Source organism: Mycobacterium basiliense, from assembly GCF_900292015.1.
Classification (GTDB): domain Bacteria; phylum Actinomycetota; class Actinomycetes; order Mycobacteriales; family Mycobacteriaceae; genus Mycobacterium; species Mycobacterium basiliense.
Window position 1 is genome coordinate 4,877,853 of the sequence record NZ_LR130759.1, and the last position, 24,942, is coordinate 4,902,794.

General features: G+C 64.5%; 23 protein-coding genes and 1 pseudogene. 10 read left to right on the forward strand and 14 right to left on the reverse strand.

The features are described 5' to 3' along the window. Positions 1-73 precede the first annotated feature (73 nt). Together purF and MB901379_RS20690 are read right to left on the reverse strand one after the other, a co-directional pair. Positions 74-1,600 (reverse strand): amidophosphoribosyltransferase, encoded by a 1,527-nt coding sequence (purF, locus tag MB901379_RS20685; RefSeq protein WP_197717836.1) that lies wholly within the window; start codon positions 1,598-1,600, stop codon positions 74-76. Positions 1,601-1,734: 134 nt separating this feature from the next. Next, positions 1,735-2,130 carry a sterol carrier family protein gene (locus tag MB901379_RS20690; protein ID WP_158018310.1) on the reverse strand — a complete coding sequence of 132 codons (396 nt, stop codon included), beginning with the start codon at positions 2,128-2,130 and terminating at the stop codon, positions 1,735-1,737. A gap of 19 nt (positions 2,131-2,149) precedes the next feature. On the opposite strand from MB901379_RS20690, the gene MB901379_RS20695 reads away from it, so the two are divergent. From MB901379_RS20695 to MB901379_RS20705, 3 genes are all read left to right on the forward strand, one after another. Beyond that, the gene (locus tag MB901379_RS20695) at positions 2,150-3,355 is read left to right on the forward strand and encodes an MCE family protein (RefSeq protein WP_158018311.1); all 1,206 of its coding nucleotides are present in this window, start codon (positions 2,150-2,152) and stop codon (positions 3,353-3,355) included. Between the two features lie 42 nt (positions 3,356-3,397). Beyond that, positions 3,398-4,657 carry an HAD family hydrolase gene (locus MB901379_RS20700; protein WP_232021921.1) on the forward strand — a complete coding sequence of 420 codons (1,260 nt, stop codon included), beginning with the start codon at positions 3,398-3,400 and terminating at the stop codon, positions 4,655-4,657. Positions 4,658-4,878: 221 nt separating this feature from the next. Next, positions 4,879-6,477, forward strand: coding sequence for a stealth family protein (locus MB901379_RS20705; RefSeq protein WP_158018312.1), 1,599 nt, complete (start codon positions 4,879-4,881; stop codon positions 6,475-6,477). Here MB901379_RS20705 and MB901379_RS20710 read toward each other — a convergent pair. From MB901379_RS20710 to purL, 3 genes are all read right to left on the reverse strand, one after another. Beyond that, positions 6,422-7,378 carry a phosphodiesterase gene (locus tag MB901379_RS20710; protein WP_158018313.1) on the reverse strand — a complete coding sequence of 319 codons (957 nt, stop codon included), beginning with the start codon at positions 7,376-7,378 and terminating at the stop codon, positions 6,422-6,424. The two genes, MB901379_RS20705 and MB901379_RS20710, sit on opposite strands and share 56 nt — an antisense overlap. A gap of 66 nt (positions 7,379-7,444) precedes the next feature. After that, a complete protein-coding gene (locus MB901379_RS20715; protein ID WP_158018314.1) occupies positions 7,445-8,080 on the reverse strand; it encodes an Rv0804 family intramembrane glutamic endopeptidase in 636 nt (211 codons plus the stop codon). Continuing rightward, a complete protein-coding gene (purL, locus tag MB901379_RS20720) occupies positions 8,077-10,341 on the reverse strand; it encodes a phosphoribosylformylglycinamidine synthase subunit PurL (protein ID WP_158019351.1) in 2,265 nt (754 codons plus the stop codon). Before purL ends, MB901379_RS20715 begins: the two co-directional genes overlap by 4 nt. Positions 10,342-10,429: 88 nt before the next feature. Between purL and MB901379_RS20725 the strand changes: the two genes are divergently transcribed. Continuing rightward, positions 10,430-11,080, forward strand: coding sequence for an acetyl-/succinyl-CoA transferase (locus MB901379_RS20725; RefSeq protein WP_158018315.1), 651 nt, complete (start codon positions 10,430-10,432; stop codon positions 11,078-11,080). An 11-nt stretch (positions 11,081-11,091) separates the two neighbouring features. On the opposite strand, the gene MB901379_RS20730 is transcribed toward MB901379_RS20725, so the two are convergent. Both MB901379_RS20730 and MB901379_RS20735 read right to left on the reverse strand, forming a co-directional pair. Continuing rightward, on the reverse strand, positions 11,092-11,439 hold the full coding sequence (locus MB901379_RS20730; protein ID WP_158018316.1) for a VOC family protein: 348 nt from the start codon (positions 11,437-11,439) through the stop codon (positions 11,092-11,094). Between the two features lie 12 nt (positions 11,440-11,451). Then, a complete protein-coding gene (locus MB901379_RS20735; RefSeq protein ID WP_158018317.1) occupies positions 11,452-12,747 on the reverse strand; it encodes a M18 family aminopeptidase in 1,296 nt (431 codons plus the stop codon). 9 nt (positions 12,748-12,756) lie between these two features. Between MB901379_RS20735 and MB901379_RS20740 the strand changes: the two genes are divergently transcribed. Together MB901379_RS20740 and MB901379_RS20745 are read left to right on the forward strand one after the other, a co-directional pair. Continuing rightward, the gene (locus MB901379_RS20740) at positions 12,757-13,815 is read left to right on the forward strand and encodes a Dyp-type peroxidase (RefSeq protein ID WP_162334422.1); all 1,059 of its coding nucleotides are present in this window, start codon (positions 12,757-12,759) and stop codon (positions 13,813-13,815) included. Next, a complete protein-coding gene (locus MB901379_RS20745; protein WP_158018319.1) occupies positions 13,812-14,618 on the forward strand; it encodes a family 1 encapsulin nanocompartment shell protein in 807 nt (268 codons plus the stop codon). The genes MB901379_RS20740 and MB901379_RS20745 overlap by 4 nt, the downstream gene beginning before the upstream one ends. Before the next feature lie 135 nt (positions 14,619-14,753). Here MB901379_RS20745 and MB901379_RS20750 read toward each other — a convergent pair whose 3' ends face one another. After that, a complete protein-coding gene (locus MB901379_RS20750; protein WP_158018320.1) occupies positions 14,754-16,625 on the reverse strand; it encodes a PPE family protein in 1,872 nt (623 codons plus the stop codon). Between the two features lie 365 nt (positions 16,626-16,990). Between MB901379_RS20750 and MB901379_RS20755 the strand changes: the two genes are divergently transcribed. Together MB901379_RS20755 and MB901379_RS20760 are read left to right on the forward strand one after the other, a co-directional pair. Further along, positions 16,991-17,491 (forward strand): cupin domain-containing protein, encoded by a 501-nt coding sequence (locus MB901379_RS20755; RefSeq protein ID WP_158018321.1) that lies wholly within the window; start codon positions 16,991-16,993, stop codon positions 17,489-17,491. A 129-nt stretch (positions 17,492-17,620) separates the two neighbouring features. Beyond that, positions 17,621-18,076, forward strand: a complete 456-nt coding sequence (locus MB901379_RS20760; RefSeq protein WP_158018322.1) for a YbjN domain-containing protein — start codon at positions 17,621-17,623, stop codon at positions 18,074-18,076. Between the two features lie 77 nt (positions 18,077-18,153). Here MB901379_RS20760 and purQ read toward each other — a convergent pair whose 3' ends face one another. The 3 genes from purQ to MB901379_RS20775 form a co-directional block, all read right to left on the reverse strand. After that, the gene (gene purQ, locus MB901379_RS20765) at positions 18,154-18,828 is read right to left on the reverse strand and encodes a phosphoribosylformylglycinamidine synthase subunit PurQ (protein ID WP_158018323.1); all 675 of its coding nucleotides are present in this window, start codon (positions 18,826-18,828) and stop codon (positions 18,154-18,156) included. Continuing rightward, a complete protein-coding gene (gene purS, locus MB901379_RS20770; RefSeq protein ID WP_158018324.1) occupies positions 18,825-19,064 on the reverse strand; it encodes a phosphoribosylformylglycinamidine synthase subunit PurS in 240 nt (79 codons plus the stop codon). The genes purQ and purS overlap by 4 nt, the downstream gene beginning before the upstream one ends. A gap of 67 nt (positions 19,065-19,131) precedes the next feature. After that, a complete protein-coding gene (locus MB901379_RS20775) occupies positions 19,132-19,857 on the reverse strand; it encodes an ATPase (RefSeq protein WP_174237052.1) in 726 nt (241 codons plus the stop codon). Between MB901379_RS20775 and MB901379_RS20780 the strand changes: the two genes are divergently transcribed. Continuing rightward, complete coding sequence (locus tag MB901379_RS20780) at positions 19,834-20,472, forward strand: MBL fold metallo-hydrolase (protein ID WP_158018325.1); 639 nt, start codon at positions 19,834-19,836, stop codon at positions 20,470-20,472. The two genes, MB901379_RS20775 and MB901379_RS20780, sit on opposite strands and share 24 nt — an antisense overlap. A gap of 12 nt (positions 20,473-20,484) precedes the next feature. Here MB901379_RS20780 and MB901379_RS20785 read toward each other — a convergent pair. Both MB901379_RS20785 and MB901379_RS20790 read right to left on the reverse strand, forming a co-directional pair. Beyond that, positions 20,485-21,701 (reverse strand): annotated as a pseudogene (locus tag MB901379_RS20785) (FAD-binding dehydrogenase); the annotation flags it as partial. Between the two features lie 119 nt (positions 21,702-21,820). Next, on the reverse strand, positions 21,821-22,525 hold the full coding sequence (locus MB901379_RS20790; RefSeq protein ID WP_158018326.1) for a DUF2334 domain-containing protein: 705 nt from the start codon (positions 22,523-22,525) through the stop codon (positions 21,821-21,823). A 160-nt stretch (positions 22,526-22,685) separates the two neighbouring features. Between MB901379_RS20790 and MB901379_RS20795 the strand changes: the two genes are divergently transcribed. Next, on the forward strand, positions 22,686-24,290 hold the full coding sequence (locus tag MB901379_RS20795) for a DHA2 family efflux MFS transporter permease subunit (protein ID WP_158018327.1): 1,605 nt from the start codon (positions 22,686-22,688) through the stop codon (positions 24,288-24,290). A 5-nt stretch (positions 24,291-24,295) separates the two neighbouring features. Here the strand turns inward: MB901379_RS20795 and MB901379_RS20800 are convergent, their stop codons facing one another. Beyond that, positions 24,296-24,859, reverse strand: a complete 564-nt coding sequence (locus MB901379_RS20800; RefSeq protein WP_158018328.1) for a TetR/AcrR family transcriptional regulator — start codon at positions 24,857-24,859, stop codon at positions 24,296-24,298. Between the last annotated feature and the right edge of the window lie 83 nt (positions 24,860-24,942).

A 24,942-nucleotide genomic window follows, 5' to 3' on the forward strand; every position in this document is an offset into this window, starting at 1 on the left:
CGGGCGACACCGGTATCGGCAACCGGCTCTGGTGGCTACCGCACGTCCGCACCCGGCCCCGGCGCGTACTCAGTCAGCGCCCCAGTGGCACTTCATCGGCGGCCAGATCGCTCAGCGTGGCTCCACGCGCGGCATTGGCGAGCATGTGCTCGATGACGTTCTTGCCCAGCGCAGTCTCGCTGGGCAGCTCGATCGGGTATCTGCCGTCGAAGCAGGCGGTGCAGAGCCTGGTGGTGGGCTGTTCGGTGGCGGCAACCAAGCCCCGCAACGAAATGTAGCCCAGCGAGTCGGCGTTGATCGCATGCCGCACGGCTTCGAGCATTTCGCCCTCGTCCTCGACGGCGTTGGCGATCAGCTCGGCCGGCGACGGAAAGTCGATGCCGTAGAAGCACGGCCACTTCACCGGCGGCGACGCGATCCGCACATGCACCTCCACCGCGCCGGCCTCGCGAAGCATGCGCACCAGGGCACGCTGAGTGTTGCCACGCACGATCGAGTCGTCGACGACGATGAGCCGCTTACCGCGGATTACCTCTTTGAGGGGGTTGAGCTTCAGCCGGATACCGAGCTGGCGGATGGTCTGGGATGGCTGGATGAAGGTGCGCCCGACGTAGGCGTTCTTCATCAGACCCTGCCCGTACGGGATACCGGACTCCTGCGCATAGCCAACTGCGGCGGGTGTGCCTGATTCCGGCACCCCGATCACCAGGTCGGCATCCACCGCGCGCTCCCGCGCCAGCCGACGACCGATCTCCACCCGGCTGGCATGCACCGACCGGCCGGCCAGCGTGCTGTCCGGGCGTGCCAGGTAGACGTATTCGAAGATGCAGCCCTTGGGCGTGGGGTTGGCGAAGCGGGTGGACCGCACGCCGTCGGCGTCGATCGCCAGCAACTCGCCCGGCTCGATGTCACGGACGAATGAGGCACCGACGATGTCGAGCGCGGCGGTTTCGGAGGCGACCACCCAGCCGCGGTCCAGCCGCCCGAGCGACAGCGGTCGTACCCCGTAGGGGTCGCGGCACGCGTACAGCGTGTTTTCGTCCATGAAGGTCAGACAGAACGCCCCGCGCACGGTCGGCAACAGTTCCAGCGCCGCCTGTTCCAGCGAGGAATCGGCGGCTCCGTGGGCTAGCAGCGCGCCCAGAATGTCGGAGTCCGTCGTCGCCGGGGCCGGGGATCGGTTACCGATCAATCCCGCATCCCGGGCGCGCGCAGCAAGGGCCGCCGTGTTGACAAGATTCCCGTTGTGACCCAACGCAACTCCGGTGCCGGCCGCGGTGTTGCGGAACACCGGCTGGGCATTCTCCCACGTGGTATCGCCCGTGGTGGAGTAGCGGCAGTGCCCGATGGCGACGTGGCCCTGCATGGCCGCCAACGTCTGCTCGTCGAACACCTGGCTAACCAGGCCGAGGTCCTTGAAGACCAGCACCTGTGAGCCGTCGGCGACCGCGATCCCCGCGGCCTCCTGACCACGGTGCTGCAGTGCGTAAAGGCCGTAATAGGTGAGTTTGGCGACATCTTCACCTGGGGCCCAGACCCCGAATACACCACACTCTTCACGGGGCGAGTTCAGGTCCTGCTCGGGCTGCTGGACGGTCACGGTCTGGCGGCTCCCTGGGGCGCGGTTGGTGACGTATAGGGAGTGTACGGCCACAACGGCCCCGCCGACGAATCAAACCAGCGTGTTGCTCCCGGTCAAACCATCGTGTCGCGGCAAAACTGCAGTTCAGAACGCTAAATTTGGTTGAGGTCCAGCACCGGCAACCAATGCTGCAGTTCGCCGGCTCTGGAACCCGAAAGGGTCAATGCCCCCGTCTCGGCGGCCCTCGACAGCTCCAGCAACCCGGTGGCGACCAACAGCCAGGTCCTCGGGTCGGTCTGCACGACGTTGGGTGGCGTGCCGCGGGTGTGCTTAGGCCCGGAGATGCACTGCACCGCGACGAACGGCGGGATCCGGACCTCGACGCTGGCGCCGGGCGCCGCCGCGGCAAGGGTACGCGCGGTGAGCCGAACCGCCGTCGCCAACACCTCCCGGGTCGGGGCCGGACGGGATTCGTCATGCAGCCAGTCCGCAATCGCCATGACAATCTGGCGAGTCTTTGCCGGATCGGCTCTATCGCGGGCGACCATACCTTAGGGTCTCAGAATCATGGATCCGCGAACGCGGGCACCGTACAAGCTCATTGGTCTGGCGAGCCTGATGGCCTTGGCGCTCGTCGGTACCATGCTGTACTGGCAGTTTCGCGGCAACTTCAGCCCCAAGACGAAGTTGACGATGATTGCACCGCGGGCCGGATTGGTGACCGATCCGGGAGCCAAGGTCACCTACAACGGCGTGCAAATCGGCCGGGTATCCAGCATTTCGGCGGTCATCCACGACGGCGCGCCGGCGGCCAAGCTGGTGTTAGACGTCAAACCAAGGTACGTCGAGTCGATTCCGGCCAACGTGGCCGCGGCCATCCAGGCGACCACCGTCTTCGGGAACAAATACGTGTCGCTGACCTCACCCAAAAAACCCGCGGGACAACACATCACACCGTCCGTGCCGATCTATGCAACGGCGGTGACCACAGAATTCAACACGCTGTTCGAACACGTGACCGCGATCACCGAGACGGTTGATCCGGTCAAACTCAACCTGACGCTGAGCGCGGCCGCACAGGCACTAAGTGGCTTGGGCGACAAGTTGGGCACCGCCCTGATCAACGGCAACGCCATCCTCGACGAGGTAAACCCGACGATGCCGCAGGTCCGCGACGACCTTCGGAAGTTGGCAACGCTGGGCGACATCTACGCCGACGCCTCGCCGGACTTGTGGGCCGCGATCGAGCAGACGGTGACCACCGCGCACACCCTCAACCAGCAACAAAGCGACCTGGATGCGGCGTTGCTGGCGGCCGTGGGGCTGGGCAACAACGGCAACGAGGTGTTCGGCCGAGGCGGGCCGTACCTGTCGCGCGGGGCCGTCGACCTGCTTCCGTCTGCCCAGCTACTCGACGAATATAGTCCCGAAATCTTCTGCACGATCCGTAACTACGATCACGTCGCGCCCAGGATCCGCAATGCACTCGGCTACAACGGCTACTCGCTGGGCGCGGCCTCCTCGGGCGCCATCTCGGGTGCACCGAATCCGTATCTCTACCCGGAGAATCTGCCGCGGGTAAACGCAAGGGGAGGCCCCGGCGGCAAACCCGGATGCTGGCGGACCATTACTCGCAACTTGTGGCCGGCTCCCTATCTGGTGATGGATGCCGGTGCGAGCATAGCGCCATATAACCATTTCGAACTCGGCCAACCATTGTTAACCGAATATGTCTGGGGTCGTCAATTCGGCGAGTACAGCATTAACCCCTAACGTTTTCTAAGCCCCAACACCACATGACACGAGAGACGAACAATGACACCGTTGGCTTTGCGTGCGCTTGCTGCCGCGGCAATGCTGGTGCTTGCGGGCTGTAGCGCTGGCCACCATCCAGACGCCGGCGCCCAGGGCGCGACCTGCCGAACCCTTGCCGCCGACCCGGGATGGTATGGGGACAATCGGGAGCGAATCGACGAGATGATCGGCCGGCTGGGCACCTGCGGGAGCTCCGGATCAGTGGCCGACGGCGCTCACCTGGCGTTGTTCGACTGGGACAACACCATGGTGCGAAACGACATCGGCAATGCGACGTTCTTCTGGATGATCCGCAATTCCAAGGTGCGCCAACCCGCCGCGGGGAACTGGAGCAACACCAGCCAATACCTCACCCCGCCGGCGGCAGCGGCGCTGGCCGCCGCCTGCGGCGATCTCGCGGCACCCGGACAGCCGCTGCCCACCGGCGCCAACACCGGATGTGCCGACGAGCTGGTCTCGGTGTACACCAACCGGGAAACCCGGTCGGGCGAAATCGCGTTTGCCGGCTTCAACAGGCGCCGCATCGAACCCGCGGATGCCTGGGCGGCCCAACTGCTGGCCGGATGGACCGACGCTGAGATCACGGAGTTTGCCACGGCGGCCCGACAGCAAAATCTTGATGCCGCCGAGAATGCCGAGCAGACCGTGGGCACCACCCGCCAGACCGGTTGGGTGCGCTACTACCCGCAGATGCGTGACCTGGTCGGTACGCTGCAGGCCAACGGATTCGATGTGCGGATCATCTCCGCCTCGGCCGAACCTCTGGTCCGGGTCTGGGCGGCGGAGGTAGGCATTCCCCCAGACCGGATCATGGGCATCCGAACCGAGCATGACGGTGAGGTACTCACGGCGCGGCTGGCCGAATGCGGCGGCGAACCGTCGATCCCCTTCAACGAAGGCAAGAGGTGTCGGGTCCACGAGCAGGTGCTCGGCGTCGAGGGTCCGGCGGCGTTCCAGCAGTTGCCTGAGCAGCGACGCCAGGTCTTCGCCGCCGGCGACTCCGATGGGGATGCGACGTTCACCACGGACGCCACCGCCCTGCGTCTCATCATCAATCGCAACCAGATTGAACTGATGTGTCGCGCATATGCCAACACCGACGGCCGCTGGCTGGTCAACCCGATGTTTATCAACCCGCTGCCGGTCAGTCCGCCGTATCCGTGCGCCACTCAGGGTTTCGACGATCCCGCCGGCGGTCAGGTGCCGCTACGCCGGCCGGACGGTAGCGTGGTTCCCGACCAGCAAGACCGGGTGCACTAAGGCAAGCAACCACCGCACGAACACGACATGACATACCCGCAACAAACAGGTATCCATCAGGTGTCCAAGCGCCGCTAAATCGACTGTCGCACAATACCTATCGCCCTACCGACGACTTGTCCGGCGGTATTGACGCCGTCGCGTGCCCTCGCCCTGCGGGATCGCCCAAAGTATGAGATCCTCTGCGTGCCGAAATCACTTCTACCTAAGGCGGTGTTCCGATGCCCGTTACCTCTTCACTGCCCGGCGATCGGCCCGCCCAGCGCAACCTAGACCCCATCATCGTTACCCGGCGAGGCAAAATCGCGCGCCTGGAATCGAGCCTGACTCCGCAGGAGGCTCAGATTGAGGATTTGGTCTTCCTGCGAAAGACGTTGAACCGGGCCGATATTCCCTTTCTGCTGATTCGCAATCACAAAGGCCGTCCAGTTCTCGCTATCGATATTCAATTGCGTAGCGCAGTCGAGCGCTCGCTTGCCGCGGCGTGTGTTGCCGAACCGATGTATGCCAAAACCATTGACGAGAAAGGCCTTTCTCCCGTTTTGGTCGCCAATGGTCAGCTTTCCAGGCTGCGTGACCCACGAATCCTACGGCTTTATCGGCGTCGGATTGCCCCGGGCGGATTTCGGTACGGACCGATGTTCGGCGTCGAGGTCCAATTCTGGGCGTTCGAAGAAACCGTGGTCCGGTGTCCGATAGAAAACTCCCTTACTCGCAAAGTGCTGCCGCGGAACGAACTAACCCCCGCCACCGTCAAGTTGTACGGGTACAAATGGCCGACGCTAGAGGCAATGTTCACACCACACGCCAGCGACGTGACTTTTGACATTGATCTGGTGTTTTCCTGGGTCGACGGCAATGACCCCGAGTTCCGTGCGCGCCGGGCGGTGCAAATGTCTGAGCACGTGGTCGGCGAAGGCGATGACGCCGACGCGCGGATCCGTCAGATCGACGAACTGAAATACGCGCTGCGCTCGGTAAACATGTTTGCTCCGTGGGTCCGTCGCATCTTCATCGCGACGGACTCGACCCCGCCACCATGGTTGGCCGAGCATCCCAAAATCACCATCGTTCGTGCCGAGGACCACTTTTCGGACCGTTCCGCGTTGCCGACCTACAACTCGCACGCGGTGGAGAGCCAACTGCACCACATCCCCGGGCTGAGCGAGCATTTCCTGTACTCCAACGACGACATGTTTCTGGGCCGTCCGGTGCCGGCCAGCATGTTCTTCTCACCCGGCGGTGTCACCAGGTTTATCGAGGCGCAGACCCGGATCGGGCTCGGCACCAACGATCCCACCCGCAGCGGCTTCGAGAACGCCGCCCGGGTGAATCGGCAGTTGCTGTTCGAGCGATTCGGATATCTGATCACTCGGCACCTCGAGCACACCGCGGTCCCTCTACGAAAAAGCGTGCTGGTGGAGATGGAACGCGAATTTCCCGAGGAGTTCGCCCGCACCCGGGCCAGTGCGTTCCGCTCCGGCACCGACATCTCCGTGACCAACTCGCTGTACCACTACTATGCGCTGATGACCGGCCGTGCCGTCGAACAGGAAAAAGCCAAAGTTCTCTACGTCGACACCACCAGTCACGCCGGCCTGGCCTTGCTGCCCGAATTGCGCAAGCAGCGCAAGTACGACTTCTTTTGCCTCAATGACGGCAGTTTTCCCGAAGTCAGCGCGGCCGAGCGCGCGGACCGCGTGGTCGGTTTTCTGGAGCGGTACTTCCCGATACCCGCCCCGTGGGAAAAGGTCGCCGCGGATATCAATCCGCAGGACTCTGCCACCCCGATGGCGTTAGCACCATCGGAGGGTGGCTGAACAGCGAGTCCCGCCGCGACGGTTCGATGAACATTCCGCTTTCGGTGATCTGACGTTTCGCCTCTGCCGGCGAGACGAAGGTGCCGACGGTCTTGCCGGTGCCCAACGGAATCACCGAATGCACGACGGTATCGGGGTAGACGTGCACGAGGTTGCAGCCTTGCGCACCGTCTCTGCCCCGGGTTCCGCCCGCGGCGACGGTGAGGTCCTGGGTATAGCAGGTTGCGGATGCCACCGACACCGGAATTCCGACGAAGGTGGCGTTCGTGGAGTAGTGCAGGTGCCCCGCCAGAATGGCCCGCACGTCGCTCCCTTTGAGCACCCGTCCCAGGGCGGGCTGGTCGCGCAGCTCCACGGTGACGGCCAAATCCAGGACGCTGGGGATGGGCGGGTGGTGTAACGCCAGGATGGTGCCGTGCGGGGCCGGCGTCGCCAATTCTTCGGCCAGCCAACCCAGCTGGGAATTCCGGATTTCGCCGTAGTGGTGTCCCGGCACCGAGGTGTCCAACGTGATGAGCCGCAGCCCGTCGATCATGCGCACCCGGTCCAGCGGCGCCATCGACGGTGCCTCGTCGAGTAGAAACCTGCGCAGCGTGGCCCGGTCATCGTGATTGCCCATCACCCAGATGAGCTCAGCGCCCAGCTCGACGGCGAACGGTTCAACCACGCCGCGCAGCTTGCGATACGCGTCCGCCTCGCCGGTATCGGCCAAGTCGCCGGTGAACACGATGGCATCGGGGCGCACGCCTGAGTGTTTCAGCTGTTCGAGTAGCTCTCCCAACGTGCTGTCGGCGTCAACGTCGCCGTAGAGAGGGCGGTCCCCTCCGACAAGATGGGTATCGCTGATATGCAGAAGAACGTAATCCGGCCGCGGATGCTCCGCGGCCCTAAGTCTGTGCACCTGCGGTGCCAAGCCTCTCGGTCGATTTGATCGCTGTAAAAGCGCAGCCAGTCCAGTATAGCCGCGCTACAGAGTGGTTCCCGCGGTGTTGTTGTCGCGCCGCTGGACGGCCAGCGCCGCGGCCGCGCCGGTTTCATTGATCGCCAGATGGACCAGGATCGGCGCCGCCAGGCTGCCGCTGCGATCGGCCAGCCAGCCAAAGAGCCAGCCCGCCAGGCCGGTGACCAGCACCGTTGGCGCCGGTGGCGCGCCCGTCGCGCGGGCGTCGGCGATGTGCGACAGCCCGAAGGCGCCGGCCTGCAGCAGCCGTCCACCGGCGTGACCAAAACCTCTGGCGCCCAGGGTTCCCAGCGCCGCGCGAAACGCGGCCTCTTCGGCCCACACGGTGCCGAGGGGTATTTGTAGTCCAAGCCAGCCGGCCGCCGATGCCGGTAGCTCGCGAGCCGACATCGACAGTCGCACAGCGGGCAGCGGTGTCGTCACGGCGATCGCCGTCGTCGCGGCCGCCGCTGCCGTCGAGCCCAAGCGCAATCCCGCCCACAGCCGCGGCGGACGAAAACCCAACGGCGTCCCGGCGAATGCCGCCAGCAGGGACCCGAGACCGGCCTGCAACGGCACCCGCCAGCGCGCCGGCAAACGCGGCCCGACGAAGCTCCAGCCAACCAGGCCGGCAGCCAAAGACAGCGCGCGCAGGCGACTCAACTGAAGAATCGCGGCAGCACCGCCTCAGATGTCTCGCGCAATTCCGCCAGCGACACCGTGAACAGGCCTTGAAGCTCGATGGCGTCCGAGGCTTGATCGACGACTCCGATGCGAACGGCCGGCAATCCACGCGCCTCACACATCGCTCGGAATCGGCTCTCCTCGGTCCGCGGCACCGCCACCAGCACCCGTCCCGCCGACTCGGAAAAGAGCGTCACAAAGGGGTCGGCACCTTCGGGAAGCACTATGCGGCAACCCGTCTCACCCGCCACCGCAGATTCGACGATGGCTTGAGCCAGTCCGCCCTCGGACAGGTCATGCGCCGCGGACACCAGCCCGTCGCGCGATGCCGCTTTGAGCACCTCGGCCAGCAGCTTCTCCCGCTCCAGATCGACCGCCGGGGGTAACCCACCCAGATGATCGGCGGTCACCTGCGCCCAAATGGAACCGTCGAACTCGTCGCGGGTGTCACCGAGCAGCATCAGGGTTTCACCTGGCTCCGTACCCATGGCGGTGGGAATGCGGCGGGCGACGTCGTCCAGGACGCCGAGCACCCCGACCACCGGGGTCGGCATGATCGCCGTCGATCCGGTTTGGTTGTAGAAGCTGACGTTGCCTCCGGTTACCGGAATTCCAAGAGCCACACAGCCATCCGCAAGCCCCCGCACCGCTTGGGCGAATTGCCACATCACGCCGGGGTCTTCGGGCGAACCGAAGTTCAGGCAGTTGGTCACCGCGACCGGCGTGGCGCCGGTGACGGCAACATTGCGATACGCCTCGGCCAATGCCAGCTGGGCTCCCGCGTAGGGGTCCAGCAACGTGTAGCGCCCGGACGCGTCGGTGGACAACGCGATGCCCCGTCCGGTCGACTCGTCGATGCGCAGGACGCCGCCGTCGGCGTGCTCGGCCAGCACGGTGTTGCCGCGCACATAGCGGTCGTACTGCTCGGTGATGAATGCGCGACTGCACAGGTGCGGACTACTGAGTAACGCAAGCAAAGTCGCGCGCAGCTCGTCCCCGGAAGAGGGCCGAGGCAATCCGGTCGAGGTGTCGGCGTTGAGTGCATCTTGTGCGTCGGGGCGGGCAACCGGGCGCTGGTACACCGGCCCCTCGTGGGCCACTGTGCGCGGCGGCACATCGACGACCGTCTGACCCTGCCAGCTGATCTGCAGCCGGTCGCCGTCGGTGACTTCACCGATCACCGTGGCCAGCACATCCCACTTGCGACACACCGCCATGAAGGCATTCACATTCTCCGGGGCGACCACCGCACACATCCGCTCCTGCGACTCGCTGCAGAGCACTTCGGCTGGCGTCATATCCTTGGCCCGCAGCGGGACGGTATCGAGTTGGATCGCCATTCCGCCGTCCCCGGCAGAGGCTAACTCCGATGTGGCACAGGATAATCCGGCCCCACCCAGATCCTGAATGCCGATCACCAGTCCGCTCGCGTAGAGCTCGAGGCAACACTCGATCAGCACTTTCTCCATGAACGGGTCGCCCACCTGCACCGAGGGCAATTTCTTGCGTGAGCCTGCACTGTCGAAGGTGTCCGATGCCAGGACCGACACCCCGCCGATACCATCGAGTCCCGTTCGCGCGCCGAACAGAATGATCTTGTTCCCGGCACCCGAAGCGAACGCCAGATGCAGATCCTCCTGCCGCAATACGCCGACACACAACGCGTTGACCAACGGGTTTCCGGCATAACACGCATCGAAGACGGTCTCGCCACCGATATTGGGCAAACCCAACGAATTGCCGTAGCCACCCACACCGCGAACCACGCCGTCGAGCACCCGGCGGGTATCTGGCGCCTCGGCAGGGCCGAATCGCAGCTGGTCCATCACCGCGACCGGGCGCGCTCCCATGGCCATGATGTCGCGCACGATGCCACCGACACCGGTGGCAGCACCCTGGTAAGGCTCTACATAGGACGGGTGGTTGTGCGATTCCACCTTGAACGTGACGGCCCAGCCGTCGCCGATGTCGACCACGCCTGCGTTCTCGCCGATTCCGGCCAGCATGCCCGCGCGCATCTGCTCGCTGGTGGTCTCACCGAAATAGCGCAGGTGAACCTTGGATGACTTGTAGGAGCAGTGCTCACTCCACATCACCGAGTACATGGCCAGCTCGGTATCGGTGGGGCGGCGCCCCAGGATGTCACGAATCCGCTGGTACTCGTCGTCTTTGAGGCCCAGCTCATGGAATGGTTGCGGGTGGTCGGGGGTGGTGGCGGCATGTTCGACGGTGTCAATCACCTGGGTGCGCGCGGTCGTCACGGGGACAGTCTAGGTTCCCCGGGGAAATCCAGCTGACAGCGCTTGGGACGATCCAGATAATGATCGGATGTCTCGTCATTGGCCCCTGTTCGACCTGCGGATCAGCACGCCGCGCTTACAGCTGCGGCTGCCCACCGAGGAGCTGTGTGACCAGCTGATCGACACCATTCTCGACGGGGTGCACGAACCCGAGCGGATGCCTTTCTCGGTCCCTTGGACCAGAGCTCCTCGCGAAGAGCTGCCGTTCAACACGCTGTCGCACGTATGGCAACAGCTCGCCCGCTTCAAAACGCTGGACTGGGAATTGCCGCTGGCCGTCGTGATCGACGGCGCGGCGGTCGGCGTACAGGCCCTGATCGCCAAGGATTTCCCCATCACCCGCGCGGTTGCATCCGGATCGTGGCTCGGACGAAGCTACCAAGGCCGCGGCTACGGCACCGAGATGCGAGCCGCGGCACTACATTTCGTGTTCACTGAGCTCGGCGCCGAAATCGCGACTTCGGAATCGATGACCGACAACCCGACCTCCATCGCCGTATCGCGCCGCGCCGGTTACCAAATCAACGGCGTGGACCGCGTGGCGCGTGACGGCCTCATGGTTGAGCTACTGCGTTTCCGGTTGACCCGGGACGATTGGCAGCGCCATCGCACGGTTGAGGTGCAAGTGGATGGGTTCGACCAATGCCGCGGGCTGTTCGGACTTTCGCGCCGAGCGTGACGAGGGGCTAGCTACTGCCCCGTCACGCAGAACACGTTGCCCTCGGGGTCGGCCAGCACCACCCAGCGAAAGTTCTCCCCGAACCGGTGCTGTTCAAGTTCGGTGGCGCCCGCGGCCGTCAACCGGGATACTTCGGCATCCACATCTGGAGCAACGAAATCGAGGTGGACGCGGTTTTTCCCCGGCGTGGGATCAGGAACCTTCTGAAATCCGAGCCGCGGGCCCGCGGCTCGGGCCACCGTAATGAATTCACCGGGCAACAATTCGCGCGTAGTACCGCCGAACTGGTCGGCCCACCAGCTGGCCAACGTCGCGGGGTCGTGGCAATCGAATGTGATCATCTCCACGGTGAGCGTCATAGCCTGTAGACCCTACGCAGTGGGGGAAAAGAACGCGTGCAGCGCCGCCGCGTAGGCGACCACATCATGAGCACCCATCAGCTCCCGCGCCGAATGCATCGCAAGCTGGGGGGCGCCCACGTCGACGGTGGGGATGCCGGTGCGGGCCGAAGCCAGCGGGCCGATCGTCGACCCACACGGCAGGTCGGCTCGATGCTCGTAGCGCTGCAGCGTAACCCCGGCCTGCTGGCAGGCCACTGCGAACGCCGCGGCGGTGGGCCCGTCAGTGGCGTACCGCAGGTTCGGGTGCACCTTGAGCACCGGCCCCTTGTTCACCTCGATCAGGTGGCCCGGCTCATGACGATCGGGGTAGTTGGGGTGTGTGGCGTGCGCCATGTCCGCCGACGCCAACAACGAGGCGGGCAGCAACCTTAGCAGGTCTTCGCGGCCACCGCCGGCGGCCAGCACGATCCGTTCCAGGACGGTGCTCAGCAGGTTGGACTGGGCGCCGCGATCGGAGGCCGAACCGACCTCCTCGTGGTCGAAGATCACCAGGATGGGCAACACCTCACCCGGGGTGGCGCCCAGCAGCGCCTCCAGTCCGGCATAGCAACTGGCCTGGTTGTCGAGCCGCGGCGCGCTTACCAGGTCGGCGTTGGCGCCGATCACCGCCGACGGCGTCAGGTCGTGGGTCATCAGGTCGGCGGCCAGCACGTCGGCCTCGATCACCCCGGCATGCCGCGCAACGTAGCCGAGGAACGAGCCGACGCGATCGCCCACGCCCGACACCGCGTTGACGTGCCGCTGTGGATCCAGCGTCACCGACTTGCGGTCCTCGGCCAGGTGGATGGCCAGCTGCGGCACCCGCAGGACCGGCTCATCGATGCGGACCAGCCGGTGATCGATTTGGCCGCCGTCTCGCACCGAAAGCCGCCCGCTGACACCCAGATCACGGTCCAACCAGGAATTGAGCCACGCGCCCCCGTATGGCTGTAGCGCGACCACCTGCCAACCGGCGACCAGCCGGTCGGGGTGCTGTTTGACCCGTAGGTTCGGGCTGTCGCTATGTGCGCCGACAATCCGGAATGGGCCTGGCGGGCCACCCGTATCACCGCCGCCACCACCGTTCCAGGCGACCAGCGAACCGGCACGCACCAGGAAGTAACGCCCGGGTTGCGCTGGCCAGCGCTCGGTTTCGCTGAGTTGGGTGTACCCGGCGTTACGCAGCCGTCGGGCGACGGTGGCGCACAGGTGAAAAGGCGACGGTGAGGCATCGATGAACTCGCAGAGGCCACGCGCGCTGGCTGAGAGGGTAGGCCCGCCGGACATGTGACCATCATGGCTGTTGAGGACTATGTGGTTCACGCTAGGGTCGGCAGGGTGCCTTCGGTTCAGCCACAACCCATCCTCGCACCCCTGACGCCCGCCGCAATCTTTCTCGTCGCAACCATCGACGACGGCGGCGAAGCGACCGTGCACGACGCGCTTGCCGACATATCCGGTTTGGTGCGTGCGGTGGGCTTTCGCGATCCGAGTAAACGGCTGTCGGTCGTCGCCTCGATCGGTTCCGATGCCTGGGACCGGTTGTTTTCCGGCCCGCGCCCGGCCGAACTGCATCCGTTCATCGCCTTGGAGGGACCGCGGCACACGGCGCCGGCAACACCCGGTGATCTGTTGTTCCATATCCGAGCCGAAACCATGGACGTGTGCTTCGAACTAGCCGGCCGCATTCTCAAAGCCATGGCCGGTGCCGTCACCGTGGTCGACGAGGTGCACGGATTCCGCTTCTTCGACAATCGCGACCTGTTGGGCTTTGTGGACGGCACCGAAAATCCAGGTGGCCCAGTGGCTGTCAGCGCCACCACCGTCGGCGACGAGGACCCCGACTTTTCCGGATCCTGTTATGTGCATGTGCAGAAGTATCTGCACGAGATGCAGTCCTGGGATGCGCTGTCGGTCACCGAGCAGGAACGGGTGATCGGGCGGACCAAGCTGGAAGACATCGAACTCGACGACGCAGCGAAACCCGCCAACTCGCATATCGCGCTGAATGTCATCACCGACGACGACGGCGCCGAACTAAAAATCGTGCGTCACAATATGCCGTTCGGCGAGGTCGGAAAGGGCGAATACGGCACCTACTTCATCGGCTATTCGCGCACGCCCCAGGTCACCGAGCGGATGCTGCGCAACATGTTTCTCGGTGATCCTCCCGGCAACACCGATCGCGTGCTGGACTTTTCGACGGCAGTAACCGGTGGATTGTTCTTCTCCCCCACCATCACCTTCCTCGACGATCCACCGCCTCTGCCCGTCGCACCGCCCACCCCGGCGGTCACCCCAGCCTCGAATGACGGTTCACTCTCGATCGGCAGCCTGAAAGGAACCTCTCAATGAACAACCTCTACCGCGAACTGGCACCCGTCACCGAAGCTGCCTGGGCCGAAATCGAATTGGAGGCGACGCGGACGTTCAAACGGCACATCGCCGGGCGTCGGGTGGTTGACGTCGGCGGGCCCGGCGGTCCGGTCACCGCAGCAGTCAGTACGGGCCGGCTGATTGACGTCCAGGCCCCCACCGACGGCGTCATCGCCCACCTACGCGCAAGCAAACCCCTTGTCCGGCTGCGCGTTCCGTTTACCCTGTCGCGTGCCGAGATCGACGACGTCGAACGCGGTTCGCAGGACTCGGACTGGGATCCGGTCAAAGTGGCCGCCAAGAAGTTGGCGTTCGTCGAGGACCGCACCATCTTCGAGGGCTATGCCGCCGCGTCGATCGAGGGCATCCGCAGCGCCAGCTCCAACCCGCCGCTCACGTTGCCCGAAGACCCGCGCGAAATTCCCGATGTCATTACCCAGGCGCTATCGGAGCTGCGCCTGGCCGGTGTCGATGGCCCGTACTCGGTGCTGCTCGCGGCCGACGTTTACACCAAGGTCAGCGAAACCACCGAACACGGCTATCCCATCCGCGAGCATCTGAACCGCCTGGTCGACGGCGACATCATCTGGGCGCCGGCGATCGACGGCGCATTCGTGTTGACCACCCGCGGCGGCGACTTTGACCTACAGTTGGGCACCGACGTCGCGATCGGGTACACCAGCCACGACGCCGACACCGTGCAGCTCTACCTACAGGAAACGCTGACCTTCCTGTGCTACACAGCCGAGGCATCGGTCGCGCTGAGCCCGCCAAGCCAGTAGCACGCTAAAGGTCGAGAACCAGATCGGTTTGAGGAGCTGCCGAGCAGATGAGTACGTCTTTCTGGGGTGGTCCTCCCGGCCACTCTTCCCATAACACACAGGTGGCACACGCCAGCCAATGCGCTGGCGCCGAAATCAGCGGTGAAAGAAGCCCGAGTGCCCGCTGTCGGTTCCCGGGAATTCACTCACGTTCCCAAAACCCGAGTTGCGAATGCCGGTGTTGAAAAAGCCTGAGTTCTGGAAGCCCACGCCATCGTTGACGCTGTTGAAGAAGCCCGAACCCCGATCACTCGAGTTCTGGAAGCCAGAGCCGCCAAATCCCGAGTTGTTGAAGCCCGAACTATCGGGCCCGGAGTTGCGCGCGCCCGAGGTATCGTCGCCGGAGTTGACGAAGCCGGAGGCATTGTTGCCCTGGTTGAAGAAGCCTGAGGCACCGGTACCCAGGTTCCCGAATCCCGAGCTGGTGCCGGGCCCGTTGCCGACGCTTCCGATGCCGGTGTTCAGGTTGCCCGAATTGAAGATGCCGGTGTTGATGTTGCCCGAGTTGCCGAACCCGGTGTTGGTCGCACCGGCGTTGAACCAGCCGGTGTTCCCGTCGCCGGAGTTGGCGGATCCGGTGTTGCCCTTCCCCGAATTGAACCAGCCGCTATTCGCGTCGCCCGAGTTGAAGAATCCGGTGGTATAGCGGCCCGAGTTGAACGCACCTGTCGTTTCGCCGGAGGTGTTCCCGAAACCGGTGGCTTCCAGACCGGTGTTCCAGAAGCCGGTATTGGTGCCGCCGGTGGTCTGAAACCCGGTGTTGTTCGTCCCGGAAATCTCAAACCCGGTGTTGGCAAAGCCCGAGTTGAAGACGCCGACATTGTTCGTGCCGGAGTTGAAGAATCCGATGTTGCCGTTGCCCGAATTGCCGAACCCGATGTTGCCGCTGCCGGTGTTCAAGGCGCCGATGCCCATCTGATTGTTACCCGTGAGGCCGAACCCGATGTTCCCGTTACCGCTATTTCCGACGCCGATATTGCCGTCGCCGGTGTTGCCGAAGCCCCAGTTGGAATCGCCGGTATTCCCCGAACCCCGGTTGAAGCTTCCGGTGTTTCCGCTGCCGATGTTGGACAGGGCATCGGTTTCGGTGGGACCGACGTTTCCGAATCCGAAGTTTCCGTGGCCCTTGTTCCCACCGCCGACGTTGCCATCGCCATTGTTGCCGAAGCCCACGTTCCCGCTGCCGCTGTTGCCGCCGCCGAGGTTGCCGTGACCGGAGTTACCGCCGCCCACATTCGATTCGCCGCGATTCCCGCCGCCCAGGTTGGAACTACCGATGTTTCCGCTCCCCAAGTTGGAGTTGCCGGTATTTCCGCTGCCCACATTGGCGCTTCCCAGGTTCCCGTTGCCCAGGTTTGAGTCGCCATGGTTTCCGTTACCGACGTTGCCGGTGCCGTTGTTGCCGAGACCGGCGTTTTGCGGCAGGGAGAAACCGAGCGCTTCCCGCAGTGATTGCTGCCAGGACCTCAGCGCCGCGGCCGCCGCGGAGGCACCGCCATGGTAGCCGGCCATCACGCTGACGTCCTGGGCCCACATCTCTTCGTAGGCGCCCTCGACGGCCGCGATGGCCGGAGCGTTTTGACCGAACACGTTCGACAGCACCAAGGACACGATCTGGGTTCGGTTGGCGGCGATTACCGCGGGATTCACGATCGCAGCGCGAGCGGCCTCGAACACCCCGGCGACCGCTCGGGCCTGACCCGCCGCCCCCTGAGCCCGCGCCGCCGAGGCGTTCAGCCATGCCGCGTATGGGGCGGCCGCGCCGGCCATCGCCGCGGATGCCGCACCCTGCCACAACCCGGCGGTCAAACCCTCGGTCACCGACGAGAACGAGGCGGCCGCCGAGCGCAACTCCTCGGCCAACGCGTCCCACGCACCCGCCGCCGTCCACCAGGGCGCCGACCCTGAGCCGGCAAACATCAACGCGGAATTTGTTTCCGGCGGCAGCAATGCGAAATTCGGCAGCATCGTGACTCCTCATACCCACCACCACAGCGCAATGTTTGCCACTGGTTTCAGCAAAACCTAGCCCCATCGGCGTCAATTCGTGACCGAATCTGTAATTCGTCTTCGCTGCACTTCGGAGGCGTAGCCTCGCACCAGAGCCGAGGAAGGAGGCCGAGCATGCCGACCACCATCCCGCGTCGCCTCAGAGCCGCGAAGCCGCGTCTGTCGTATGGTCGGTCCGGGTACCGTCGCCGTGACCTGTCAGGAGCCCATGATCGCCGCCGGCAGGGCGCACCTCGATCTCCCACTGTCACCGAACTGCGACTGAAAATGCTTGCAGCATAACGTGATACGCTTTTCACTAGCGTCCAACAATGGGAGCCCAGATGACATTTTCGGATGACTTTCACCCTGATTTTTCTTCCGACGCTTCGACTCCAGGCGCTCGCCCGATGCGGGTGCATCACATCAAAGCGACGGAAATCAGCTCCGACACAGCGCAATCGGAGGGACTGCGTCGATTCGCCGCCCTCAGCGGGCGCTCGGTCGGCTCCGAGAAGCTCTGGATGGGCGAAACCCATGTTTCGCCCGAAACCTCCTCGGCCAATCACCATCACGGCGAGTCCGAGACTGCGATCTATGTACGAAGCGGCCGGCCTGAGTTCGTGTTTCACGACGGCGTCCAAGAAGTGCGGATCTCGACTCAACCCGGCGACTACATCTTCATACCTCCCTACCTGCCACATCGCGAAGAAAACCCCGACCCCGTCGCACCCGCCGAGGTCGTCATAGCCCGCAGCACCCAAGAGGCGATCGTGGTCAACCTGCCGCAGCTGTATCCGCTCGAAGCGTCGACGCGCCCCGGTGCAGACCCGGCCCCTGCCTAACGGCGCTGCAAAAGCCCAGTTCGAGCCCGGCGTTCGGTGGTTTGCCTCAGGCGATTCTCAGCTGATTCTTCGCTATCGCTTTCCCTGGTTCCAAGGATCCCTATAGGCGCCGGCAGCACCATGGATTCCATGACCGAGTCGCTGGATACCAAACTGATCGAACGCTACCTGCGTGCGCGCGGGCGTCGGTACTTCCGTGGCCAGCACGATGGCGAATTTTTTTTCGTCATGAACGTGGTTCGACTGCACGTGCACCTTGAAATCCCGGTCACCGATCGCGAGATTTTCACGATTCGGGTCACACCCGCCTGTTTCTTCCCCGCCGCCGACGCGCCAACGCTGAGGCAGGTCGTTGACACCTGGAACGACCAGTGCCGCGAAGTCACCGCGACCCTGCACGGCTCGTCTGATCCGCACCGGATTGGTGTCGCCGCGATCGTTTCCCAGCCGGTGGAAAATGGTGTGGCGTTCGAGGATTTCGCAATGTTTGTTGACCATGCCATTGCGGCCGCGATCGAGTTTTTCGATGGGTTGACCCCCATCGCCGAGTTGTCGTCGACACCGCTGCTACGCGACGCCGGCTGAGGGGCGCGGCCGGCTTGCCCCTCACTCGACGCAAAATTCGACGAAACCCCGCGGGGCCGTAGATCGTCTGCTCGGCCTCAGGCCGTGAGCACAGCGTCCAGCGCCGAATAGAACAACCCCAGTCCATCATCGGACGGGCCGGTCAGCGCCCCGATCGCATGTTCGGGGTGGGGCATCAACCCGACCACACGACCGTTAGGCGAGCTGACGCCAGCGATGTCGTGCAGCGAGCCGTTGACGTTCTCGTGGTATCGGAACACCACCCGCCCGTCCCCTTCGAGCTGATCGAGCACGGACGCTGGCGCCACGTAGCGTCCCTCGCCGGACTTCAACGGCACCAGCAAGTCCGCATCGGGCTCGAACCGCGATGTCCAGGCCGTCAACGTCGACCCGACCCGTAGCCAGACGTCACGGCAGATGAAGTGCAACCCCACATTGCGGGTCAGGGCTCCGGGTAGTAGACCGGCCTCGCAGAGCACCTGAAACCCGTTGCAGATGCCCAGCACCGGCATTCCGCGGCCGGCGGCGGCAACCACCTCCCCCATTACCGGGGCGAATCTAGCGATCGCCCCAGCCCGGAGGTAGTCACCGTAGGAAAAACCACCCGGAACCACCACCGCGTCGACCCGCTTGAGGTCGGCATCGGCATGCCACAGGCTGACCGCATCGGCACCGACTTGCCGCACCGCACGCGCGGCGTCCACGTCATCAAGCGTGCCGGGGAAGGTGACGACGCCGATCCTCACCGTCACTGCTGATCCCGGCTTATCGTCCAATCCTCGATTACCGTGTTCGCCAGCAGCGATTCCGCGATCTCGGCGAGGGTGGAATCGTCGACGGTATCGTCAACCTCCAGCTCAAACCTCTTGCCCTGACGGACATCCGAGACGCCGGGATGCCCTAACCTCCCCAGTGCCCCGACGATCGCCTGCCCCTGCGGATCGAGAATCTCTGCTTTGGGCATCACGTGCACGACTACCCGGGCCACCCGCGCTCCTCCTCAGATCCGATTGCTCGGCGCCAACTCTACCGGCGACCGTGGCCGCCACCAACGCTTAGGGGCAGGAGGCCATGTAGGCCGCACACAGCGGCGTGGTCATGGCGTCCAGAACGGCGGCGTCCGCGATCACCGGCCACTCCACCTGCGGTGCTCCCGCTGTCCACAGCGTGAGCTCGCTGATCGTGCTACTCGCCAGATGTGCGACAAAATAGGTATGCATGATGATCGCTCCGCTGATCACCGCCGCCATTCGAGTCGGTTCGAGGTCGGTGATCGACGGCGACTGGCCAGGCGCCCCCAGCTGGCATGCGCGCAGCGTGGCGACCGCGGTGCCGAACACCGACGCCGCAATGGCACCGCCGCGGGCGGTGTCACCTCGCCAGTGCAGGATCTGAGCGTGTAGCTGCCACTGCCCGTCCGGGTGGGCCACCGCCGCGCGGCCCGCGACCGCCGAGTCACGGCTGTCCTGCGGGAAAGCTGGCGTGTTACATGCTTGCTCGAACCGGAACCGCGGTGTTGTCCTGGTGACAGCGGTTGCCGCGTCGGCCAGCCTGGGCCACCCATACACGAAATCCAGCGGCACGGCCCGGCGCCCGATCCATGCGGTGCCGGGAATCTTGTCACACACCGGCGGGCAGGTTTCGGGTTCCGCGCGTGCCGGGATCGCGGCAACCGCGATCACCAGGCTGCCGGCGACAAGCATCGCCGTCAGGAGCATCCGCGCCGCCGTGGTCCCCATCAGGGCACAATCGTAGACATGCAACTGACGCATTTCGGTCATTCCTGCCTGCTGGCAGAGTTCGGACAAACCAGCGTGCTTTTTGATCCCGGCAGCTTTGCGCACGGCTTCGAAGGGATCACCGGCCTGGCCGCCATCCTGATCACCCACCAGCATCCCGATCACGTCGACGTCGCCCGGCTGCCCGCTCTGCTCGACACCAACCCGGGCGCGGTACTGTACGCCGACCCACAGACCACCGCGCAGCTCGGCGCGCCCTGCCAGGAGGTCCACGTGGGCGACGAACTGTCCGTCGGTCAGCTAACCATCCGCGCCGTGGGCGGGCGACACGCCGTAATCCATCCGGAAATCCCAGTGATAGAGAATATTTCGTATCTGATCGATGACGGTGACCACCGCGCCAGACTGATGCATCCGGGTGACGCGTTGTTCGTCCCGGACGAACCGGTGGACATCTTGGCCACACCGGCCGCCGCGCCGTGGATGAAAATATCGGAGGCGGTCGACTACCTGCGCGCGGTAGCACCCGCTCGCGCGGTACCCATCCACCAGGGGATCATCGCTCCCGATGCGCGGGGCATCTACTACGGCCGACTTAGCGAGATGACCAGTACCGACTTCCAGGTGTTGGCTGAGGAAATCGCGGTGACTTTCTAGGCCGAGCACCGGCTAGGTGATGTCTTCGACCGCCCCACGGCCGGCCGCCCGGCCGGAGAAGATGCAGCCACCCAGGAACGTTCCCTGCAAGGCGCGGTAGCCGTGCACGCCACCCCCGCCAAACCCGGCCACTTCGCCGGCGGCGTGCAACCCGGCGACCGGAGTGCCGTCCGCCTTGAGGACCCGGGCGTTGAGATCAGTCTCGATTCCCCCCAACGTCTTTCGGGTCACGATGTGCAGCTTGACCGCGATGAGCGGCCCCGCCTTGGGGTCGGTCAACCGGTGCGGCGCCACCACCCGGCCCAGCCGGTCACCGAGGTAGCCACGGGCGGCTCGAATAGCGGTGACCTGACCGTCCTTGGTGAACTTGTTGACCACCTCACGATCGCGCGAGCTGACCGCGGCCGCCACCGTCTCGTGGTCGAGCGGCTCCACATCGGACAACTCGTTCATCGCATCAACGAGCTCGCGCAAAGAGGCGGCGCTAACAAAGTCCACGCGCCGGTCGATGAACGCCTGCACCGGTCCGGGCGGCCCGGACCGGATCCTCGAACGCAGCAACTGACGGATGCTCTGCGCGGTTAGGTCTGGGTTTTGCTCCTGGCCGGAAAGCGCGAATTCCTTCTCAATGATCCTGGCGTTCAGGATGAACCAGGTGTAGTCATACCCGGACGACGCGATGTACTCCAGGGTGCCCAACGTGTCGAAGCCCGGATAGAGCGGAATCGGCAATCGATTACCCGCCGCGTCCAACCACAGCGCCGACGGGCCGGGAATGATCCGGATGCCGTGGTGCGGCCAGATGGGATCGTAGTTGGTGATGCCCTCGGTGCAATGCCACATCCGATCGGGGTTGATGATTCGTGCGCCCGCCTCTTGAGCGATACCGATCATCCGGCCGTCGACGTGCGCCGGCACCCGCTGAGCAGCTGTTTTGGGATGCGTCCCATCCGCTTGGGCCAGTTCTTGCGCACCAAGTCGTGATTGCCCCCGATACCAGCCGGGGTCCGGGGCACCGTGCTAGAGCCCGCGCGAAGATCTTCCACCAGCGCGGGCCCGGTACCCCAGGTGCTGTGAAATCTCGGCACCGAATTGCCATGTCCCTGTGCGTCGTAACCGCCTCGCTCTGCCCAGCCCACCAGAGGGAAAATCTTCAGGCCACGCTCCCGTAGCCAGCTGCGTTTTTCCCCCGCGGCAAAATCGACGTAGGCGTGTGCCCATTGTTCCGGCCGCTACCAGGCCGGCCAGCCCGGCGCCGACGATGATCACATCAGCGGTAAACCCGTCCGACCTAGCCGGCAAATCGCTCATGCCGGTACAGGATAGCGACCCTCATCCGGACACCCGACTATGCGGCGTCGAGAATGGCCTTGTGCGGCAGCCAGCGATAAACCATCGGCGCGGCGCCGTACATCAACGCCAAGTCGATGGCATCGATCATGGCCTGGCGCGGGCCCGACTTGCGTAGCTGACGAGCCGAAACCGCAACGCGCACGACCCCGCCGCGCCGCGCGATCCGCTCGGATGACAGCACCACCATCCGGCACCACCACGGCTCGGTCAGGAAGCCTTCCCCGATTCCCAGTACCCGGGCGCGCACCGTGGTCTGACGAACCAGGTCGGTCACCCCGTGAAAATCGGCAAGCAATCGAAAACCATTTTTAGGCAGCGCTTTAACGACACCCGGCGACACAACCCATCCCGGCGCCGCGAATAGCCGGGTACGTAGGCCAAGATGCTCGAGCACGCGGTCGGCGGCCATCACCCGCAGATTGGCCTCATGCGCATGCAGCGTCGCAAACTCGCCACGTCTCTTTTTTGTCGCGGCTTCGTCGTAGCCGTGCAGCACAAGAGAATCGCCCCCGGCGCGCCGCGCGGCCAGCCATTCGACAGTGCCCGGGTCCCGGTCGAGCCGATAGTTGCCCTTGAGCCGTGGCGCGACGAGCAGCGACACCGGCACCGACCGGATATCCATTTGCGCACAGAATTCGTCGACTTCGGCCAGGGTGTGCTCGCCTATCCCCGACACCGAGACGATCAATTTTCCAGACACGCTTGTAGTCTGACGATTCCAGGTTTCGAAACGGTGAAATACACGCAGACAGCAGACGTCTAGCCGACGCTTATGAAATACCAGGGAGCCCGACTGAGACCCCGACCCGCACGAGGCAGCGAACCCGATCCCAACATCGGCACCAGCGAGCCGAGTAGCTATGCTCAGCAACGCTATGGATGAGGCGCGTTCGGCACCCGAGGATGCCACGCTGCCCGCTGCCGCAACAGGGCCCCACCACCACGGCCAGCCCGGTTACCCGGACAAGCTGGACGCGGGGCTATTCCGGATCGCCGGGGTCTGCGTGCTGGCGTCGGTGATGTCGGTGCTGGATGCCACCATCGTCAGCGTCGCGCAGCGAACGTTTATCGTCGAATTCGATTCCACCCAAGCCGTTGTCGCATGGACCATGACCGCCTATACGCTCGCAGTGGCCACCATGATCCCAATGACCGGTTGGGCCGCTGACAGATTCGGCACCAAACGGCTCTGGATGGGTTCAATCCTGGCATTCACCGTGGGCTCATTAATGTGCGCGATGGCACCGAACATTCTGTTGTTAATTGCTTTTCGTACGTTGCAGGGAATGGGCGGCGGGATGTTGATGCCGCTCGGATTCATAATCCTGACTCGGCTGGCGGGTCCGAGGCGACTGGGCCGCTTGATGGCGGTGCTGGGCATCCCGATGCTGCTGGGTCCGATCGGCGGCCCCATCCTGGGTGGCTGGCTGATCGACTCCTTCGGCTGGCCTTGGATCTTCCTGGTGAACCTGCCGGTCGGGGTGGCCGCCTTCGCCCTAGCGGCGGTCGTGTTCCCGCCCGATCGCCCAGCAGCGTCGGAGACCTTCGACCTCGTCGGCTTGCTGCTGCTGTCACCCGGTCTGGCGATCTTTCTGTTCGGTGTGTCGTCCGTTCCCGGCCAGGGCGCACTGCTCGACCGCGATGTGCTGGTGCCCATGATTGGCGGCCTAGCGCTGATTATCGCGTTCGGCTGGCATGCCTGGCACCGTGCGGATCACCCGCTGATCGATCTGCGGCTGTTCAAGAAGCGCGTGGTCGCCCAAGCGAATCTGACGGCGCTGGTTTTCGCAACGGCCTTTGTGGGCTCCAGCCTGCTGCTGCCGAGCTACTTGCAGCAGGTGTTACACCAAACACCCATGCAGTCCGGCGTGCACCTGATCCCGCAGGGGCTCGGTGCCATGTTGACCATGCCGCTCGCCGGTGCGTTCATGGACCGGCGTGGGCCAGGCATGAGCGTGCTGGTTGGCATCACCTTGCTCGCAGTGGGCCTGGGCATCTTCGCCGTTGGCGTCGCCAAGCAGACACACTATCTGCCGACCCTGCTGGTTGCGCTTGCGATAACCGGCATGGGCACCGGTTGCACGATGATGCCGCTCTCCGGTGCTGCGGTACGGTCGCTGACCCCGCATGAGATCGCGCGCGGCTCGACACTGATCAGCGTCACCCACCAGGTAGGCGGCTCGATGGGGGCCGCGCTGATGTCGGTGATCTTGACCAACCAGTTCAATCGCAGCGAAAACATCTCCGTCGCAAATAGAATCACCGCACTCCAGGACGACGCGGCCAGGCATGGGGTGCCAGTGGACGAGGCAACGATGCCACCGCAGTCCCTTGACCCCGCCTTCGCAGCGAATGTAGTGCGCGATCTTTCACACTCGTACATGGTCATGTTCGTGGTCGCGGCGGCGCTGATGACCGCGACACTTGTCCCGGCCGCGTTTCTCCCAAAGACGCCGCCGACCTGATCCGGCTATCCCTCGAACAAAATCGTCGCGATTCGCATGACGGTGTCCATCGGATCTATCGCTTTCACCTCAGCATTGACCGCATCGTTGAGCCAAAGCGTCGAGAAGCCATGCACCAGCGACCAGGCCGCCAGTTGCGCACCGGCTGGATCGTTCTTCGCGCGGCGATCGCGCAATGTCGCCACCCCCTGCGCCAATTCGGCGCTGGCCGCTGCCGCGGCGGCGGTCAGGTCGGCATCGGACCCATCCACCAACGTTGCGTTGAACATGACCTGGTAGTGGCCAGGGTGCTCGAGCGCAAACCGCACGTAAGCCAGGGCCGCGTCGGCGAATGCCGGGCGAGCCTCGACGAGCGCCGCGGTCAGCAGCCGGAATCCTTCGGTGGCCAGCGCGGTAAAAACGCCACGCCGATCGGTGAAGTGGTGCGCCGGTGCCGCGTGTGACACTCCGGCGTCGCGGGCCAGCTCACGCAGCGACACCCGGTCCGCGCCGCGTTCGGCCACCAGACGGGCGGCCTCGGTCAGGATCACGGTCCGCAAACCGCCGTGGTGGTAGGCCGGACGGTCCATCAGGCCAGTATACAAATCTAACTTGACAGTGACTAGTTTGCCGCCTAGCGTGGGCGTGTCAAATCTTGTCAGTGTCTAGATCA